General features: G+C 68.4%; 7 protein-coding genes and 1 pseudogene. 7 read left to right on the forward strand and 1 reads right to left on the reverse strand.

Translation table 11 applies throughout. The features are described 5' to 3' along the window. Positions 1 to 167: 167 nt before the first annotated feature. The 7 genes from MKAN_RS06800 (at position 168) to MKAN_RS06830 (ending at position 17,756) form a co-directional block, all read left to right on the forward strand. Positions 168 to 1,499, forward strand: coding sequence for a beta-ketoacyl [acyl carrier protein] synthase domain-containing protein (locus tag MKAN_RS06800; RefSeq protein WP_036392787.1), 1,332 nt, complete (start codon positions 168 to 170; stop codon positions 1,497 to 1,499). Then, positions 1,496 to 4,612: a mycobactin polyketide synthase MbtD gene (mbtD, locus tag MKAN_RS06805; RefSeq protein WP_023366531.1), complete on the forward strand. Its 3,117-nt coding sequence runs from the start codon at positions 1,496 to 1,498 to the stop codon at positions 4,610 to 4,612. The genes MKAN_RS06800 and mbtD overlap by 4 nt, the downstream gene beginning before the upstream one ends. Next, the gene (locus tag MKAN_RS06810) at positions 4,605 to 11,126 is read left to right on the forward strand and encodes a non-ribosomal peptide synthetase (protein ID WP_023366533.1); all 6,522 of its coding nucleotides are present in this window, start codon (positions 4,605 to 4,607) and stop codon (positions 11,124 to 11,126) included. The genes mbtD and MKAN_RS06810 overlap by 8 nt, the downstream gene beginning before the upstream one ends. After that, the gene (locus tag MKAN_RS06815) at positions 11,123 to 15,550 is read left to right on the forward strand and encodes a non-ribosomal peptide synthetase (RefSeq protein ID WP_023366537.1); all 4,428 of its coding nucleotides are present in this window, start codon (positions 11,123 to 11,125) and stop codon (positions 15,548 to 15,550) included. Before MKAN_RS06810 ends, MKAN_RS06815 begins: the two co-directional genes overlap by 4 nt. Continuing rightward, positions 15,547 to 16,833 carry an NADPH-dependent L-lysine N(6)-monooxygenase MbtG gene (mbtG, locus tag MKAN_RS06820; protein ID WP_023366542.1) on the forward strand — a complete coding sequence of 429 codons (1,287 nt, stop codon included), beginning with the start codon at positions 15,547 to 15,549 and terminating at the stop codon, positions 16,831 to 16,833. The genes MKAN_RS06815 and mbtG overlap by 4 nt, the downstream gene beginning before the upstream one ends. Continuing rightward, on the forward strand, positions 16,811 to 17,035 hold the full coding sequence (locus MKAN_RS06825; RefSeq protein WP_023366544.1) for an MbtH family protein: 225 nt from the start codon (positions 16,811 to 16,813) through the stop codon (positions 17,033 to 17,035). The genes mbtG and MKAN_RS06825 overlap by 23 nt, the downstream gene beginning before the upstream one ends. A gap of 91 nt (positions 17,036 to 17,126) precedes the next feature. After that, the gene (locus tag MKAN_RS06830; RefSeq protein WP_023366546.1) at positions 17,127 to 17,756 is read left to right on the forward strand and encodes a GNAT family N-acetyltransferase; all 630 of its coding nucleotides are present in this window, start codon (positions 17,127 to 17,129) and stop codon (positions 17,754 to 17,756) included. Positions 17,757 to 17,971: 215 nt separating this feature from the next. Here the strand turns inward: MKAN_RS06830 and MKAN_RS31720 are convergent. Beyond that, positions 17,972 to 18,064 (reverse strand): annotated as a pseudogene (locus MKAN_RS31720) (WXG100 family type VII secretion target); the annotation flags it as partial. Between the last annotated feature and the right edge of the window lie 12 nt (positions 18,065 to 18,076).

The following is an 18,076-nucleotide window of genomic DNA, read 5'->3' on the forward strand; positions in this document are numbered from 1 at the left end:
ATTGGCGGCGTTGGGCCTTGGTGCCCCGACGTTTGGCCGGGACCAGCATGGGTATGGACGAACCCATGGCTCGGCCGGACGGGGCCCAGTTGGGTGCGGCGGCGCCCGGCCCTCCGTGCGTCGATCGGCCGCCGCGAGCGGAGGCGGGGCACACGAGGATGTCTGAGATGTCTGACCGCCAGCCGAGCACCGTCGTCGACCCCGATCCGATCGTCATCGTCGGCATGGCGATCGAAGCACCCGGCGGTGTCGACACCGCGGCGGACTACTGGGACTTCCTGTCACAACGACAGGAAGGGTTGTGCCCGCTGCCCACCGACCGGGGCTGGCCGATTCGCGACCTGCTGACCGGATCCTGCCGTGAGGGATTCAAGCGGATTCACAATTGCGGCGGTTTTTTGACCGGGGCGGCTACGTTCGACCCGGCGTTCTTCGGCATTTCGCTGCGCGAGGCCATCTCGATGGACCCGCAGCAACGGGTCGCCCTGCGAGTCGCCTGGCGCGCCCTGGAAGGCACCGGCATCAACCCCGACGACCTGGCCGGACACGACGTCGGCTGCTACGTCGGCGCCTACCTCTCTGGTTACGGACCCGACATGGCGGAGTTCTCCGGCCACAGCGGACGCTTGCTCACCGGGACCGCGTCCGGCGTGATTTCCGGCCGGATCTCCTACCTGTTGGGGCTGGCCGGCCCCGCGTTGACGATCGACTCCTCCTGCTCGTCTGCGCTGGCAGCACTTCACGTTGCGGTGCAGGCATTGCGGGCCGGCGACTGCGACATGGCCCTGGCCGGCGGAGTCACCGTGATGGGCTCTCCCGGCTTCTTCGTCGAGTTCTCCAAGCAGCACGCCCTGTCCGACGATGGACACTGCCGGCCCTACAGCGCGCAGGCTAGCGGAACCGTCTGGGCCGAGGGCGCGGCAATGTTTGTGCTGCAGCGGAAGTCGGCTGCGCTGCGCAACGGCCGGCGGGTCCTGGCCGAGGTCCGCGCCAGCGCCCTCAACCAGGACGGCCGCAGCGCCGGGCTCGCGGCCCCCTCCAGCGCGGCGCAGCGCCGACTGTTCCGGCGGGCCATGGCCCAGGCCGGCCTCGGGCCCGAGCAGATCGGCATGATCGAGGGACACGGCACCGGCACCCGGCTGGGTGACCGCACCGAACTGCAGGCGCTGGCCGAAACCTACGGGAACACCGAACCGGGCTGCGGCGCACTGCTGGGGTCGGTGAAGTCCAACTTCGGCCACGCGCAAGCTGCCGGCGGCGGGCTAGGACTGGCCAAGGTTCTGGTCGCCGCCGAACATGGCGCCGTTCCGCCCACCCTGCACGCCGCCGAGGTGAGCCGGGAAATCGATTGGGACAGTCAGGGTTTGCGCCTAGCGCAGGAACTGACCCCGTGGCCGGCCGTGGACGGGCAACGGATCGGCGCGGTCTCCGCCTTCGGCATCAGCGGCACCAATGCCCACGTGATCGTCTCGATGGCCTCGATAGCAGGTGCCGCATGACGGCGACGCACCGACTTCCCGACAACCGCGTGCCGGTGCTGCTCAGCGCACATGAAGAAGAGCTGATCGGTCAGGATGCCGCGGCCATCCTCGACTACCTCGAGCACCTCGCGACGCAACCCGGAACCGACGACGTGACCCCGGCGGTGGCGGCCACGCTGTTGCGCACCCGGCGGGTGCGCCGACACCGCGCGGTCGTGCGGGCCGCCGACCGCGCTGATCTCGAGTCCGGGCTGCGCGCGCTGGCCGCCGGAGAACGGCATCCGCTGGTCGCCCGCTCTTCGGAGAACGCCAATACTCGAACCGCGTTCGCGTTCCCGGGTCAGGGCAATCAGTGGCCCTCGATGGGAGCCCAGGCCTACCAGTGCCTTCCGGCGTACCGGGCCGAGGCGGACCGATGCGCGCAAGCGTTCGCCGCCGCGGGTTTGCCTTCGCCGCTGCCCTATCTGTTGGGCGAGCTGCCGGCCGGCTCCTCAGCCCACACGGACCACGGCTGGTCGCAGATCGACATCCAGGGAGCACAATTCACCCACGCCGCCAGTCTGGCGCAGCTGTGGCGGTCTTGCGGAGTGCTGCCGGACCTCAGCATTGGGCACAGCCTGGGAGAGGCGGCGGCCGCCTATGTGGCCGGCACCATCACGCTGGCGGACGCGGTCGCGGTCGTGGCCGCCCGGGCCACGGTGGTCGGCCGGCTGTCGGGCCGCTACGGGATGGCGGTCCTCAGCATGGGCGCCGACCGGGCCGAGCGATTGATCGCCGAAACGCCGGGCTGGCTGGAAGTTTCGGCAGTCAACTCGCCGTCGTCAAGTGTCGTTTCCGGGGACCGCGACGCGGTGGCCGCCATCGTGGGACGAGCCGAAAAGGACGGTATCTTCGCCCGCGAGCTGACCGTCGACTATCCCGGGCACACCAGCAAGCTGGAATCGCTGCGCGACACATTGCGCGAACTGCTGCCCGCATCGAAGTTCTTGGACGCACCGGTGGAGTTCGTCAGCTCGGCTCGCGGCGACGTCGTCACGCCAGACACCGACTTCACCGACTACTGGTACCAGAACCTGCGCAACACAGTCAGATTCGATCAGGCCGCGGTAACGGCTCGGCAACGCGGCGCGGGCACGTTCGTGGAAATGTCGGCGCATCCGTCGCTGCGCTACGCACTCGCCGAACTGGCCGAAGACGCCCTGATCCTGGGTTCGGGGCGCCGTGACGAACCCGTCGTGGAGCACCTGTCCGCCAGCATCGCCGCTGCCGCGGTGGCCAATCCCGGTTACCGCTGGAGTGACGTCGCGGGCGTCGGCGACCAGCCGCTGCTGCGGGGTTTCCCGACCGCGCCGATGCGGGCCGTACATTTGTGGGCCACCCCCGAGCCGTTGCCGCCGGCACCCGGGTCGGCTCTGGTGGTCGCCTACGAGCGGTGGGAGCAGCTGCCGGCGCACGACCAGGGTCAACACGGCGCGGCCGACCGGCCGGCCACCGCCGTCGCGATCGTGACGCCCGACTCGGCCGGCGATCGGTTGGCGCGCCGGCTGACGGAGGCGGTCAGGGCGCATCCCGCGTGCGCCCTGACGGGACCAGCCGAGGCGGAGATCGCCGTGATCATCGCACCGGCTCTGCTGCAGCCGGACGCGGTCGCCGCAGCCGGCCAACTCCGCAGCGGCGCGAAACAACTCGACTATCACCAGGCGGTCGGTCCGCGCTGTCGACGCGTCTGGCTGGTCACCATGTGCGGTGAACAGGTGGACGCTCGCGCACCGCTAGCTTTGCCGGCGCAGGCCGCGCTGGCCGCGATGCACCGCAGCGTCGGTTTCGAGTTCCCCGACCAGACATTCGCCCACCTCGACGTGCCGGGCCGGGAAATCGACGAGGCGACAGCCCGCCGGTGCATCGATGTGTTGCTGGACGATCACACCGAAGTCGCGGTGCGCGCACACGATTCGGGCACCGGGCTCGATAGCTTCGTCCGGACACTGCGCCAGTCCGCCGAATCCGCGCCCGAAGGCGTCGACGCCGCGGCTTTGGACCATGTGGTGATCACCGGCGGCAACGGCACCATCGGCCTGCGGTACGCCCGGCACTGCGTCGAACACGGCGCTCGGCGGGTCACGCTGTTGAGCCGCAACAGCGTCGACCGGGACGAGCTGGACCGGTTGACGGCGGGATACCCCGCGCAAGTGCACGCCCCGGCTTGCGACATCACCGACGCCGACGCGCTGTCGGCGGTGGCCGGCGAGTACGCGGGCGACGGCGCGTCGCTGCTGATCCACGCCGCCGGCGCAGCCCGCTTCGCCCCCCATGACCAACTCGGCGGCCTGGAGTGGGCAGATGTGTTCTCCGCCAAGGTAACCGGCCTGGTCCGGATGACCGACGCCTGGCCGCTGCGGCCGGATGCGCGGATCCTGCTGTGTTCCTCGGTATCCGGAGTGTGGGGCGGCTACGGGCACGCCGGCTATGCGGCATCCAACCGGATGCTCGACACCGTGGCCGCCCAGTTGCGCGGTAACGGATTGAACTGCATGTCGGTGCGGTGGGGCTTGTGGCAGGGCACCACGATCGCCGGCGCCGACGACGTCGCCCGCATTGAGCGGTCCGGCTTGATCGCCATGGACCCCGACGCGGCGATCACGACCGGTCTCGGGTGCCGTCAAGGCGACCCGCTGATTCTGGCCGCCGATTTCGACCGCCTTCGGGTGTTCTTCGAAAGCCAGGGCGCCGCAATGCCGTTCACCTCGACGACAACCGCCGAAAGCGACGACGATTCGGCGGCCGACAGCCGGAGTCCGGACCAGCGACCGATCAGTGAGCTGGTACGCGCCGAGATCGCTGCGGCATTCAGTCTCGATGGTCCGGCGGCGGTCGACCTGAACGTGGCGCTGGTCGACCTCGGCGCGGACTCGATGCTGGCGCTGGACCTGCGTGACCGGTTACGTCGATGGACCGGCCAATCGGTGCCCGCAGCCCGACTGCTCGGCGGTATCACCGGCGCCGAGCTGATCGCGATTCTGCAGTCGGCTCTCAGCGCGGACCGCCCAGCCGCAAGCCCGGAGCCGACGGCGGAGCCCGGGTCTACCGCGAATCCCGAAAGACGAGAAAGGTTGAGATCCTCGCGTGACTGACACCCACCAAGACCTGACGTCGTTACGCCGTGGGCTGCCCGAGCCTGACTTGGCCTGGTCCGCGTCGCCTCCCCAGGACTCACAGCAGGACCCCGGCCCCCCGCTGTCCGATGGTCAGCGCCGGCTGTGGTTCGTGCAGTCGATCGACCCGAGCAGCTCACTGCTCAACGTCTGCGCGTCCTACCGGTTGACCGGAACCGTCGACGTCGGGCGGTTACACCGGGCGCTGGACGCCGTTGCGGTTCGGCACCCGGTGCTGCGCACCACTTATCACGCCGACGACGACGGAGATCCGCGCCCGGTGGTGCACGATGACCTGCGGCCCGGCTGGGCCCAACACGACCTTTGCGGGCTGTCCGAGCAGGCCCGGCAGTTGCGGCTGGAAGTACTGGCGCAACGGCAGTTTCGCCGTCCCTTCGATCTGGCCGCCGACTCCCCGCTGCGGGTCACCGCGGTGCGACTGAGCAACGACGAGCTGATGCTGTTGATCACCGCCCATCACATCGCTTGGGATGACGCATCGTGGGGCCCGTTCTTCACGGACTTGACCCGTGCCTACTCCGACACCGCCGGCCTCGACGGCGCGACGCCACCGGTGCCGGCTGCTACCGCCGGCACCCTCGACGAGGATCTGGCCTATTGGCGATCGTTGATGGCGGATCTGCCCGAGCCGCTGGAACTTCCGGGTGCCAACGGTTCTGCGGTGCCCAGCACCTGGCGAGCGCAACGGGTGTCGGCTCAGCTGTCCGCGGACACCCTCGGCCGGGTCACCGCGCTGGCCGGCAAGTGCGAGGCCACCCCCTACGTGGTGATGCTGGCCGCATTCGCCGCGCTGATCCACCGCTACACCCATGCCACGGATTTCCTGATCGCGGCACCGGTTACGGACCGCAATGCCGGGGCCGAGAATGCGATCGGCTACTACGGCAACACCGTCGTGGTACGAGCCCAGCCGCAGCCGCGGCAGACATTCCGTGACCTGCTGGCGCACACCCGCGACGTCACCACCGGGGCTTTCGCCCACCAGCGTGTCAACCTCGACTGGCTGGTGCGGGAGTCCAACCCCGACCGTCGCCACGGCGCCGACCGGATGACCCGGGTGAGCTTCGGCCTCCGCGAATCCGACGGCGGCGGCTTCTGCCCGCCCGGCGTGCAGTGCCGCCGCGGCGATCTGCAAGGCCAATTCAGCCAGTTGCCCTTGAGCTTCACGGTGGAGTTGTCCGGAACCGGGGCGCTGGTGGAGGCCGAGTACCTCGTCGAGGTGCTCGATCCGCCGCTGGCCACTCAGCTGCTCGAGCATTACGCCATCCTGCTCGACAGCGCGCTGGCCGACCCCGACACCGAGCTGAATCGGCTCTCGCTGTTCGGTGCCGCCGAAGCCGAGTGGCTGCGCAAAGTCGCCACCGGCCAGCAGTTCTCGACGACACCCACCACCATGCCGGCGTTGGTGGCCGAACGCGCGGCGTCCTCGCCCGACGCCGTCGCCGTCGTCTACGAGGACCGTCAATACACCTACCGCGAACTCAACGAGGAAGCAAACCGGTTGGCGCACTGGCTGATCGACCAGGGCGTTGGGACCGAGGACCGCGTAGCGGTGGTCCTGGACAAGTCTCCGGAGTTGGTCATCACCGCCCTGGGCGTCCTCAAAGCCGGTGCCGTCTACCTACCGGTCGACCCGACCTATCCAGAAGACCGGCTGTCCTACATCCTCGACGACGCCGAGGCCAAACTTGTGCTGCGCGAACCGGTTACCGACCTGGCAGGGTATTCGCCGGCCGACCCGGCGCCCGACGAGCTGGTCCGGCCGCTGCGGCCCGCCAACACCGCCTACCTGATCTACACCTCCGGATCCACCGGCCTGCCCAAGGGGGTGCCGGTGCCGCATGCCCCGGTCACCGAATACTTCGTCTGGTTCGGCGACGAGTACCAGGTCGACGAGACCGACCGGCTGCTACAGGTGGCCTCGCCCGGGTTCGACGTGTCCATCGCCGAGATCTTCGGGCTGCTGATCTGTGGGGGCCGGCTGGTGATTCCGCGGCCGGACGGGTTGCGCGACATCGGTTATCTGACCGATCTGCTCTACCGCGAGGGCATCACCTCGATGCACTTCGTGCCATCGCTGCTCGGCCTGTTCCTGTCGCTGCCCGGTGTCAACCAGTGGCGCACCCTGCGCCGGGTGCCGATCGGCGGGGAGCCGCTGCCGGGTGAGGTCGCCGACAAGTTCCACGCCACCTTCGACGCGCTGTTGTACAACTTCTACGGACCGACCGAGACCGTCATCAACGCCACCAGCTATCAGGTCGAAGGCACCCAGGGCACCCGGATCGTCCCGATCGGCCGGCCCAAGATCAACACCCAGGTGTATCTGCTCGACGATGCGCTGCAGCCCGTCCCGGTCGGGGTGATCGGCGAAATCTATATCGGCGGAACGCATATGGCCCATGGTTACCACCGCCGGCCGGCGCTGACCGCCGAACGCTTCGTCGCCGACCCGTTCACCCCCGGCGGGCGGCTGTACCGGTCCGGGGACTTGGCCCGCCGCAACGCCGACGGCGACATCGAATTCGTCGGCCGGGCCGACGAGCAGGTGAAGATCCGCGGCTTCCGCATCGAGCTCGGCGAAATCGCCGCGGCCATCTCGGTCGATCCCAGCGTCGGGCAGGCGGTCGTGATCGCCATCGATCTGCCGGGGCTCGGCAAGAGCCTGGTCGGCTACGTGACTCCGTCCGACGGCGGCACCGAAACCGTCGACGTGGACCGCATCCGGGCCCGGGTGGCCGCCGCGCTGCCGGACTACATGACCCCCGCCGCCTACGTCGTCCTCGACGAAATCCCGATCACGACGCACGGCAAGATCGACCGGGACGCGCTGCCGCAGCCCGAGATCGCGTCGGCCGCCGAATATCGCGAACCCACCACGGCGTCCGAGCGCATTGTCGCCGGCTTGTTCACCCAGTTGCTGGGCCACGACCGGGTCGGTGTGGACGACTCGTTCTTCGACCTCGGCGGGCACTCGCTGGTGGCCACCAAGCTGGTCGCCGCGATCCGCTCCGAATGCGGTGCCGAACTCGGGATCCGCGACGTCTTCGAGCTGGTGACGGTGGGGCGGCTGGCCGAACGTGTCGACCAGGTGCAGTCGGGTGCGGTCACTTTCAAGCGGCCCAAGCTGGTCAAAACCCCACACGAGGGTCCGCTGCCGCTGTCGGCCGCCCAACTGCGAACCTGGTTCGCTTACCAGATCGAGGGACCCAGCGAGGTCAACAACATCCCCTTCGCCGCCCGATTGAGCGGGCCGTGCGATGTCGACGCGCTGGTCGCCGCCGTCAGCGACGTGGTTCGGCGCCACGAGATCCTGCGCACCACCTACACCGAAATCGACGGTGTGCCTTATCAAGTGGTCCAACCCGCCGCTGAACTGCCGGTGCGGCAGGCGGCCGGGGAGGGTGCAGGGTGGTTGCGGCAGCAGCTGGACAGCGAGCGCCACTACAGTTTCCAGCTGGACCGCGAATGGCCGATCCGCGCCGCGGTGCTGCATACCGGTGATGAGCACGTAGTGTCGTTGGTGGTGCACCACATCGCGATCGACCACTGGTCGGGCGGAGTGCTCTTCGCCGACCTGCTCACCGCCTACCGCGCTCGCCACTCCCGGCAACAGCCGTCCTGGGCACCGTTGCCGCTCCAATACGCCGATTACGCGGCCTGGCAGGGTGAGTTGTTGTCGGAGCAAGACGACCAGTCCAGCATCGCCCGAGCGCAACGCGACTACTGGGTGCGCCAGCTGGAGGGCATACCCGAGGACACCGGGCTGCGGCCCGACCTTCCGCGTCCGGGGGTGCCCAGCGGCGCCGGCGACTCCGTCGAGTTCAGCATCGGCGCACAGGCCCGCGGCAAGCTCACCGAGCTGTGCCGGGAGCTGGGTGTCACCGAATTCATGCTGCTGCAATCGGCTGTCGCCGTGGTGCTGCACAAAGCCGGCGGCGGCGTGGATATACCGCTGGGCACACCGATCGCGGCGCGTACCGAGCCCGAACTCGACCAACTGATCGGCTTTTTCATCAACATCCTGGTACTGCGCAACAACTTGGACGGCAACCCGTCGCTGCGCGAGGTGCTGACCCGGGCCCGCGAAACGGCGCTGGCCGCCTACGCCCACCAGGACCTGCCGTTCGACCGAGTCGTGGACGCGGTCAGCCCGGTGCGGACGCTGTCGCGAAACCCGCTGTTCCAGACCGTCGTGCACGTCCGCGATCACCTGCCCGGCGAACGGGTGATCGACACCAGCGCGGCCGGCAACACCGTATTCACCGCGCTGGAGCCGACGTTCGACATCGCCCACGCCGATCTGAGCGTCAACTTCTTCGCCACTTCCGATGCTGAAGAAGCCGCATATCAAGGCAACATTCTCTACCGCACCGAGCTGTATCACCGCAGCACGATCGAACGGCTGGTCGGCTGGCTGATGCAGGTCATCGACGCATTTGCCGGCGACGTCGATCAGCGGCTGCGCGACGTGCAATTGCTCGATGCCGAGCAGCGGCAGCACATTCTCGCCCGGTGGAGCCGCGGCCCCGAGCCGCCGGCCGAGCGCGCGTGCACGATCGCCGAGCTGCTCGAGCCCAGCCGCCGATGGGGCACCAATCGCATCGCGCTGCGCTGCGCCGACGAGCAGATCGACTACCCTGCGCTGCATCGTCGTTCGGACAACTTCGCGCACCTGCTTGTCGAGCGGGGCGTGGGGCCCGGATCGCTGGTGGGCCTGTCGACACGGCGCGGCATCGACATGGTGGTCGCGCTGGTCGGCATCATGAAAGCCAGCGCCGGCTTCTTCCCACTGGACCCCGGTTATCCCGCCGCGCGCAAACAGCTGATGCTCGACGACGTCGCGCCGCAGGTGGTGGTCGTGACGTCCGAGGCTCTGGAGACTATGCCGGAATCGCCTGAGGTGACGTTTATTTCGCTCGACGACCCGGCGGTGCAGGAGGCTCTGGACCGAGAGCCGTCGGCAGATCCGTTGCCCGCCGCTCATCCGGACGACCCGATGTATCTGGTGTTCACCTCCGGATCGACGGGCACACCGAAGGGTGTCTTGGGCACCCATCGGGCGATGACCACCCGGCTGAACTGGCAGCTATGGAATTACCCGGTAGCCGGCAACGACACCGAAGATATCCGCCTGGCGCAGGCGTCGTGGAACTTCCTCGAGGGGTGCATGGAAACCTTGGGCGGCCTGGCCGCCGGGTCCACCACGATCCTGGCCGACGACACCGAGCACCGCGATCCCGAGGCGCTGGCCTCGCTGATCCGGCGTCACTCGGTGGCCCAGGTCACCGCGGTGCCCAGCCTGGTCTCGACCATCGTTGACACGTGGCCCGAGGCGCTGCGGTCGCTGTACCGGCTGGTGTGCGGCGCCGAGCCGCTGACCGCGTCACTGCAGGAGCGGTTGCTGGCCCACTACGGCTCCGACGGTTCAGGTTCAGGCCCGCAGCTGCTCAATAACTTCGGCGCCACCGAAACGTCCGGCGCGCTGGTCCGCGGACCGATGACCCCGCCGGTGCCGCTGCTGGGCACCCCGATGCCCGACGCGCAGGTGTATCTGCTCGACGACGGCCTGAACCCGGTGCCGCCCGGTGTGGTCGGCGAATTGTATTACGCCGGCGGGCAATTGGTGCGCGGCTACTGGAAACGGCCCGGCCTGACGGCAGCGCGGTTCGTGGCCAACCCGTACGCCGCCGAGCCCGGTGCGCGGTTCTATCGCAGCGGTGACCGGGCCCGCTGGACGCAAGACGGCCGACTCGAATTCGTCGGCCGCACCGACCATCAGGTCAAGGTGCGCGGGTTCCGCGTCGAACTGGGCGAGGTGGAAGCCGCCTTGAAGGCCGCCGACGGGGTGGCCGTGGCGGCGGCGCGCACCTGGGACGTCGACGGCAGCATCACCTTGGCCGGCTATGTGGTGCCGCACCACCCTGCTCCCGGCGAGGAGGCGAAATCGGCGTTCGCATCGGCGGTTCGGGCCGAAGTCGCCGCGGTGCTGCCGGGCTACATGATGCCGTCGTCGATCACCGTCCTCGACGAGATGCCGAAGACCGAGTCGGGCAAGCTGAACCGGCCCGGCCTGCCGCGGCCGTCGGTGAGCACCACCGGACACCGCGAGCCGCCGAGCACCGACATCGAGCGGGCGCTGGCCGAGATCTTCGTCGACCTGCTGCCGATCAACGAAATCGGGCGCTTCGACGACTTTTTCACCCTCGGCGGTGACAGCATCCTGTCGGTGCAGCTGGCGGCGCGGGCGCGGGCGGCCGGTCTGCCGGTCAGTCCGCGGCTGGTGTTCGAGAACCCGACCGTGCAGCAGCTGGCGGCCGCGGTGGAATCGGGTGTGGAATCCACTGGCGCCGTCCTGGACTCCGGAGGGGCCGACGGCGCTGCCGACGCCGATACCCACCACGAGCCGATGAGCACATCCGGGCTGTCCGCCGAGCAGCTGGCGGCGGTCACGCAATCGTGGAGTAACCAATGACCGCCACCGAAACCGGTGCCCCCTCAGGCATCGAGGATGTGATGGCGCTGAGCCCTTTGCAGGAAGGGCTGTATTCGCTGACGGTGCTATCCGGGCTGGCCGATGCCGGTGCCGGGTCTCCGGTCGACGACCCGTACCTGGTCGGGATCGCCGCCGATATCGCCGGTCCGCTCGACGTCGACCTGCTCAAGGACTGCGCGGCGGAAATGCTGATGCGCCACCCGAATCTGCGGGCCAGCTTCGTCAGCCGCGACATCCCCCGGCCCGTGCAGGTCGTGCCGTCGCGGGTCGAGCTGCCCTGGCGCCAAGTTACAGCCAAGCCCGCGGATATCGAAAAACTGGCGGCCGCGGAACGGTCTCGGCCGTTCGACTTCGAAAAGACACCGGCGATCCGTTTCCTGCTGATCGAATTACCGGATAACCGTTGGCATTTGGTGATCACCGCGCATCACATCGTGATCGACGGGTGGTCGCTGCCGGTGTTCGCGGCGGAGATGATCGCGCTGTACGGGGCGGGGGGTGACCCGGACGCGCTGCCGGTCAAGCCGCGGCCGTACCGGGATTACATCGGGTGGCTGGCCGCGCGGGACCGCTCGGCCAGCGAGCAGGTATGGCGTGAGCACCTTGCCGGGTTGCCCGGCCCGACGCTATTGGCGGCGTCGATGGCCACCGAAGCGCCCCGGACCGGATTGCCCCGGCGCACCGAGCTGCGCACCGACCGGCAGACCACCGCGTGGTTGAACGACGGTGCCCGCTCGCGCGGAATCACCGTGAACACCTTGATGCAGATGGCCTGGGCGCTGGTGTTGTCACGGCTGACCGACCGCGACGACGTGGTGTTCGGCGTCACGGTCTCGGGCCGGCCCGCCGAACTGTCCGGCGTCGAAACCATGATCGGGTTGTTCATCAACACCGTGCCGCTGCGGGTGCGGCTCGACGCCAACGCCGAAGTCGGCGCGCAATGCGTTGCGCTGCAACGGAGTGCTGCGATGCTGCGCGACCACAGCTATCTCAGCCACGCGCAGCTACGGACGATCGGCGGCGTCGGCGAGATGTTCGACACGCTGCTGGTCTATGAGAACTTCCCCACATCGGGACTGGCTGACGGTGGTGAGTTGACCGCGGGCGGTGTGACATTCCGGCCGGCCGGGCTGGAGAGCGTGACGCATTTCCCGGTCGCGCTGGCCGCCCACCTGGACGACGGGCAGCTGGTCATGTTCGTCGAGGTGCTCGGCGGCGCACTGGGCGCTACCACCGGTGAGATGCTCGGCCGGCGCGTGCTGGCCACCGCCGAGCGGCTGCTGTCAAGTTGGGAGCGCCCGCTGCGCGAGGTCAGCGTGTTGTTCGATGCAGAGACCCGGCCGCTGCGCGCCGCCGGCACGGCGCCGGCCCGCCCGACAGCAGGCTTTCACACCCGCTTCGCCGCGGCTGCGCAGGCCGGTCCCGACCAGGAGGCACTGAGCTGGACTTGCGGGTCCATGTCCTACGGCGAGCTGGACACGGCGGCCAATCGGCTGGCCGCGGTACTGATCGGTCGCGGGGCCCAACCGGAAAAGCCGGTGGCGGTTCGGCTTTCCCGCGGCCCGCAGTATGTCGTCGCGCTACTCGCGGTGCTCAAATCCGGCGCGGTGTGCGTGCCGCTGGAACCGGGAACGCCGCCGGAGCGGGTGGAGTCGATCCTGCGCCAGACCGGTGCCACCATCGTCATTGACGAGGACATGGTCGCGTCGGTGGACTCCGAGGCATCCGACCAGGCCGTCGATTTCCGTCCCGTCGACGTCGACCCCAGCCAAGCCGGCTATGTGGTGTTCACCTCCGGGACCACCGGAGAACCCAAGGGCGTCATCGGAACCCACGCCGCGCTGGGCGCCTATGCCGACGACCACATCGACACCGTCCTGCGGCCCGCCGCCGCCCGGCTGCGGCGTCGGCTGCGGATCGCGCATGCCTGGTCGTTCGCGTTCGACGCCGCCTGGCAGCCGTTGGTGGCCCTGCTCGACGGCCACACCGTGCACGTCGTCGACGAACGCACCCAGCGCGACGCCGAGTCGCTGGTGCAGGCGATCGCCGAGCACCGCATCGACATGATCGACACCACCCCATCGATGTTCGCCCAGCTGCGAGCCTTCGGTTTGCTCGCGAGCGTGCCGTTGACGGTGCTCGCGCTGGGCGGCGAAGCCGTCGTCCCGCCGACCTGGAACATGATCCGCGACGCGTGCGCGCGCAGCGGGATGGCGGCCTACAACTGCTACGGTCCCACCGAAACCACCGTCGAGGCAGTGATCGCCGACATCACCGAGTACGCCGCGCCGTCGATCGGGCGCCCGACCCGGCAGAGCCGCGCCTATGTGCTGGACTCCGCGCTGCGCCCGGTACCGCACGGCGCGGCCGGCGAATTGTATGTGGCAGGAGCACAATTGGCGCGCGGCTATCTCCGACGTCCCGGTGAGACGTCACACCGATTCATCGCCGACCCCTTCGGGTCCGGGGAGCGGATGTATCGCACCGGCGACGTGGTGCGCCGCCAGCCCGACGAGTCGCTGGTCTATCTGGGCCGCGCCGACGAGCAGGTGAAGATCCGCGGCTATCGGGTGGAACCCGGCGAGATCGCCGCGGCGCTGCAGGCGCACCCGGGGGTTCGTCATGCCCATGTCGTGGTCCGCGAACATCCGGGCGGCGCGCGGTTGACGGCTTGCGCCGCGACCGCGAACGGCTCCGCGCCCACCGAAGCCGAGTTGCGGACCATGCTCGGTGAGCGGCTGCCGCGCTACATGGTGCCGCAGCGCATCGTCGTCGTCGACGAGATCCCGCTGACCGCCAACGGTAAGCTGGACGAGGCCGCGCTGCCCGACGTCGATGCCGGCACCGTCGGGTCCGCACCCGAAACCGCAACGGAATCCACGCTAGCCGAGTTGCTTTCGGAGATGTTGCAGATCCCCGAGGTCGACGTGACCGCAGATTTCCTGGAATTGGGACTGGACAGCATCGTGGCGCTTTCGGTGGTCCAGGCGGCGCGCCGCCGCGGCATTCCGCTACGCGCCCGGCTCATCCTGGAGTGCAACAACATTCGCGAACTCGCCGCCGCGATCGACGCCGAAACCACCGGCGCAGCCCGCGACGCTGAGCACAGTACCGAACCGATTCCGTTGCTGCCCAACGCGATTTGGGTCTACGAATACGGTGAGCCACGGCGAATGGGACAGGTCGAGGCCATCCGGGTGCCCGAGGGCATCACCGCCGAGCAGCTGCGGGCGGCGCTGACCGCCATCGTCGACGGCCACGAAGTGCTGCGTAGCCGCCTGGACCGCACCAGCATGGTCCTGGTGCCCACCCCGGTCGGTGACTTCTTCGACGAGGCAGCGGTGTCCGGCGATCTGCCGGCAGCGGTCACCGCACACGCCGAGAAGGCTCTGGAAAGCCTTGATCCCGAACGTGGTTCGCTGCTGTCCGCCAGGTGGTTGCGGCCGCCGAGCGGACCGGGGGTGCTGCTACTGGCCGCACATGTGCTGGCGATGGACCCGGCATCGTGGCGGGTGGTGCTCGGTGAACTCGACGCCGCCTTGCATGTACTGGCCGGCGGACACGCACCGGCGCCTGTTCCCGAGCACACCAGCTACCGGCGGTGGGCCCAAGCGCTCATGCGGCGTGCCGAAACCCTTGACACCATGCCGTTTTGGCTTTCCCAGCTCCAGGGTGAGGACCCGGATCTGGGCGCCCGACGGGTACAGGCCGACCGTGATCGGGCCGCTGGCCTGCTGATCCGCGCCGCAGTGACCGACACCGCTATCACCGGTCAACTACTGGATTCGAATGTCCCGATGTTTGACCTGCTGGTCGCGGCGGCGGCGCGGACGGTGACCCGGTGGCGGCAACGCCGGGGTCAGCCGACACCGGCGCCGTTGCTGGCCCTGGAAACCCACGGCCGCGCCGACGCTGTGGTAGACGACACCGACCAGGACACCAGTGACGCCGTTGACACCACCGACACCGTGGGCCTGCTCAGCGCGATCTATCCGCTGCGAGTGCATTCCACCGACCCGCATCGCGTGACCGCGCAATTGGCGGCTATCCCCGGCGCCGGAATCGATTACGGTCTGCTGCGCTACCTGCGCGCCGACACCGCGGCTGCGCTCAACAGTGTTCCAGGGCCGCAGCTGCTGCTGAACTATCTGGGCCGCGCCGACGTCGGTGACGCCGGCACCAGCGTGCGCCTCGACCGCGAGCTGCTGGGCGGACTGCCGCCGCTGCCCGAACCGAACGTGGCGGTGCGTCACGAACTGGTCATCATGGCCACCCTGCTGGGCTCTGGCGATCAGCAAGTGTTGTTGACTCAGTGGCGTGCCCTGCCAGATATCCTCAGCGAGCCGGAACTGACCGCGCTGCAGGATCTTTGGAATGAATCTCTCAGGGAGTGCGTGGCATGACTACGCTAGCGGTCGTCGGCGCCGGGGCCAAGGCGGTGGCCGTCGCGGCCAAGGCGTCGGTGTTACGCGCCATGGGTGTCGACACACCCGACGTCGTCGCCGTCGAACGCACCGGCGTGGCCGCCAACTGGCAGGCCGGCGGCGGCTGGACCGACGGCGCCCAAAGCCTGGGCACCAGCCCGGAAAAAGACGTCGGCTTCCCGTACCGCTCGTCGTTGGTGCCACGCCGCAACGCCGAACTCGACGAGCGGATGACGCGCTACAGCTGGCAGGCGTATCTGATCGCCACCGGTCAATTCGCCCAATGGATCGACCGTGGCCGCCCCGCGCCGACCCACGGCCGGTGGGGCCAGTATCTGCGCTGGGTCGCCGAGCGAATCGACATGACAGTGGTCTACGGCGAGGTCGACCGAATCGCCCTCGACGGCCGACACTGGGTGCTGCACACCCCCGAGCGCACCGTGCACGCCGACGGGTTGATGATCACCGGGCCCGGCCAAGCCGAACGGACCCTGCTGCCGGGCAATCCGCGGGTGCTCTCCATCGCGCAGTTCTGGCATCGTGCCGCCCAGCACGACCGGATCAGCGCCGAGCGGGTCGCGATGATCGGCGGCGGTGAGACGGCCGCGGCCATGCTCCATGAGCTGTTCCGGCACCCGATTTCGACGATCACCGTCATCTCACCGCAGGTCACGCTGTTCACCCGGGGCGAGGGCTTCTTCGAGAACTCACTGTTCTCCGACCCGTCCGACTGGGCCGCCCTGACTTTGCCGGAACGACGCGACGCGATCGCACGCACCGACCGCGGAGTGTTCTCGTCGAGCGTGCAGGATGCACTGATGGCCGACGACCGGATCCGCCACCTGCGCGGCCGGGTTGCGCACGCGGTCGATCGCGACCAGCAGATCCGGCTCACCCTGAGCACCGACCGGGGCACCGAAAACTTCGAAACCGTCCACGGTTTCGACCTGGTCATCGACGGCTCGGGGGTTGACGCGCTGTGGTTTACCACGCTGCTGAACCAGGATGCGCTCGACCTGCTCGAGCTCGGGCTGGGCGGGCCGCTCAGGAGCGAACGCTTGCAGGAGTCGATCGGCTACGACCTCGCCGTCAACAGCGTCACGCCGAAGCTGTTTCTGCCCGGACTGGCCGGCCTGAACCAGGGGCCCGGATTTCCCAACCTCAGCTGCCTGGGCCTACTTTCCGACCGGGTGCTGGGCGCCGAGCTACCCCAAACCGACCCTTCTAATAGGAGAACTGATGAGCACCAATCCCTTCGATGACGAGACCGGCACCTTTTGCGTCCTGGTCAACGACGAAGAGCAGCACAGCCTGTGGCCGACGTTCGCCGAGATCCCGGTCGGCTGGCGCAAGGTGTACGGCGAAGCCAGCCGGGCAGATTGTCTGCAATACGTCGAGGAACACTGGACCGACATGCGGCCCAAAAGCCTGCGTGAGGCCGTGAATTCGGGGCGGTCTGGTTAGCCAGGTCAGGCGGCACCGGTGACCCCGTGATTTTGATTCCCGAATCGCGACACCTAGGACATCAGCGGACAACAACCGAAACCCGAGAGACATGAGTGAACCCGACGTGATCCTGCCCCGGGAACTGACCGACCTACCCGACGAGGTCCGCAACATCCCGCCGCCGCCCGCCCGACCCGAAGTGCCCCAACCATACGCATTCCGGCTGGCCGATCCCGATACCGACGCCGACATGATCGCAGAATGGATGCGCCGGCCCCATCTGGCCGAAGCATGGGAGTACGTGTGGCCGGTGTCGCGGTGGCAGCGCTACCTGCGCGCCCAGCTCGACGGCAGCTACTCGCGACCGATGATCGGCAGCATTGACGGACAAGACCACGCCTACGTCGAACTCTATTGGGCTGCCAAGGATTCCATCGCCACCCGGTACGAGTGGGCTCCCTATGACCTGGGCATACACGCCGGTATGGCCGACCCGGAGATCATGAACAAGGGAATCGCCCAATTCGTGTTGCCGCACTTGGTGGCCAGTGTGCTCAACGCCGAACCGCGATGCCGGCGAGTCATGTTCGATCCGGACTACCGAAACAAGATGGCGCGCAGGTTCTGTGAGAGCGCTGGCTGTGCATTTCTCGGCGAACACGACATGGCGAATCGCCGGATGGCGCTCTATGCATTGCCCCGCACACCCGACGACGTACCCCTGGCTAGAGAATCGTGATCGCCGATGCGCGAGTTCTAGCACGCAACTGCGACGGTCACATCAGCTACACCAGCGTCCAGGGTTTCGGGGTCCGCGTTGACTCATCAGAAATGCCCGGCTGTCAGCGACAAATCCGTTGCGCACCTTGGCTTGTCGCTCAGATACGGGCAAGCCGGGTACCATCGCCTGAGATTCGTGTGAACGGTGTGATTACCGCGCCGAGCACGGACCGTTCCAGCCCACACTGGAGAGGACACCCACATCGACCGGGCCTCGTCCTCAATCGTCTGAGCACGCGTCTCGAAACGGCCCGCCATCGCGCGCATCGCGACTCAGCC

The sequence above is a fragment of the Mycobacterium kansasii ATCC 12478 genome (assembly GCF_000157895.3).
GTDB classification, from domain to species: Bacteria; Actinomycetota; Actinomycetes; order Mycobacteriales; family Mycobacteriaceae; genus Mycobacterium; species Mycobacterium kansasii.

Coding starts and splice junctions, on each gene's coding strand:
- MKAN_RS06800 (WP_036392787.1), top strand. CDS start 168: ATGTCTGACCGCCAGCCGAGCACCGTCGTCGACCCCGATCCGATCGTC.
- mbtD (WP_023366531.1), top strand. CDS start 1,496: ATGACGGCGACGCACCGACTTCCCGACAACCGCGTGCCGGTGCTGCTC.
- MKAN_RS06815 (WP_023366537.1), top strand. CDS start 11,123: ATGACCGCCACCGAAACCGGTGCCCCCTCAGGCATCGAGGATGTGATG.
- mbtG (WP_023366542.1), top strand. CDS start 15,547: ATGACTACGCTAGCGGTCGTCGGCGCCGGGGCCAAGGCGGTGGCCGTC.
- MKAN_RS06825 (WP_023366544.1), top strand. CDS start 16,811: ATGAGCACCAATCCCTTCGATGACGAGACCGGCACCTTTTGCGTCCTG.
- MKAN_RS06830 (WP_023366546.1), top strand. CDS start 17,127: ATGAGTGAACCCGACGTGATCCTGCCCCGGGAACTGACCGACCTACCC.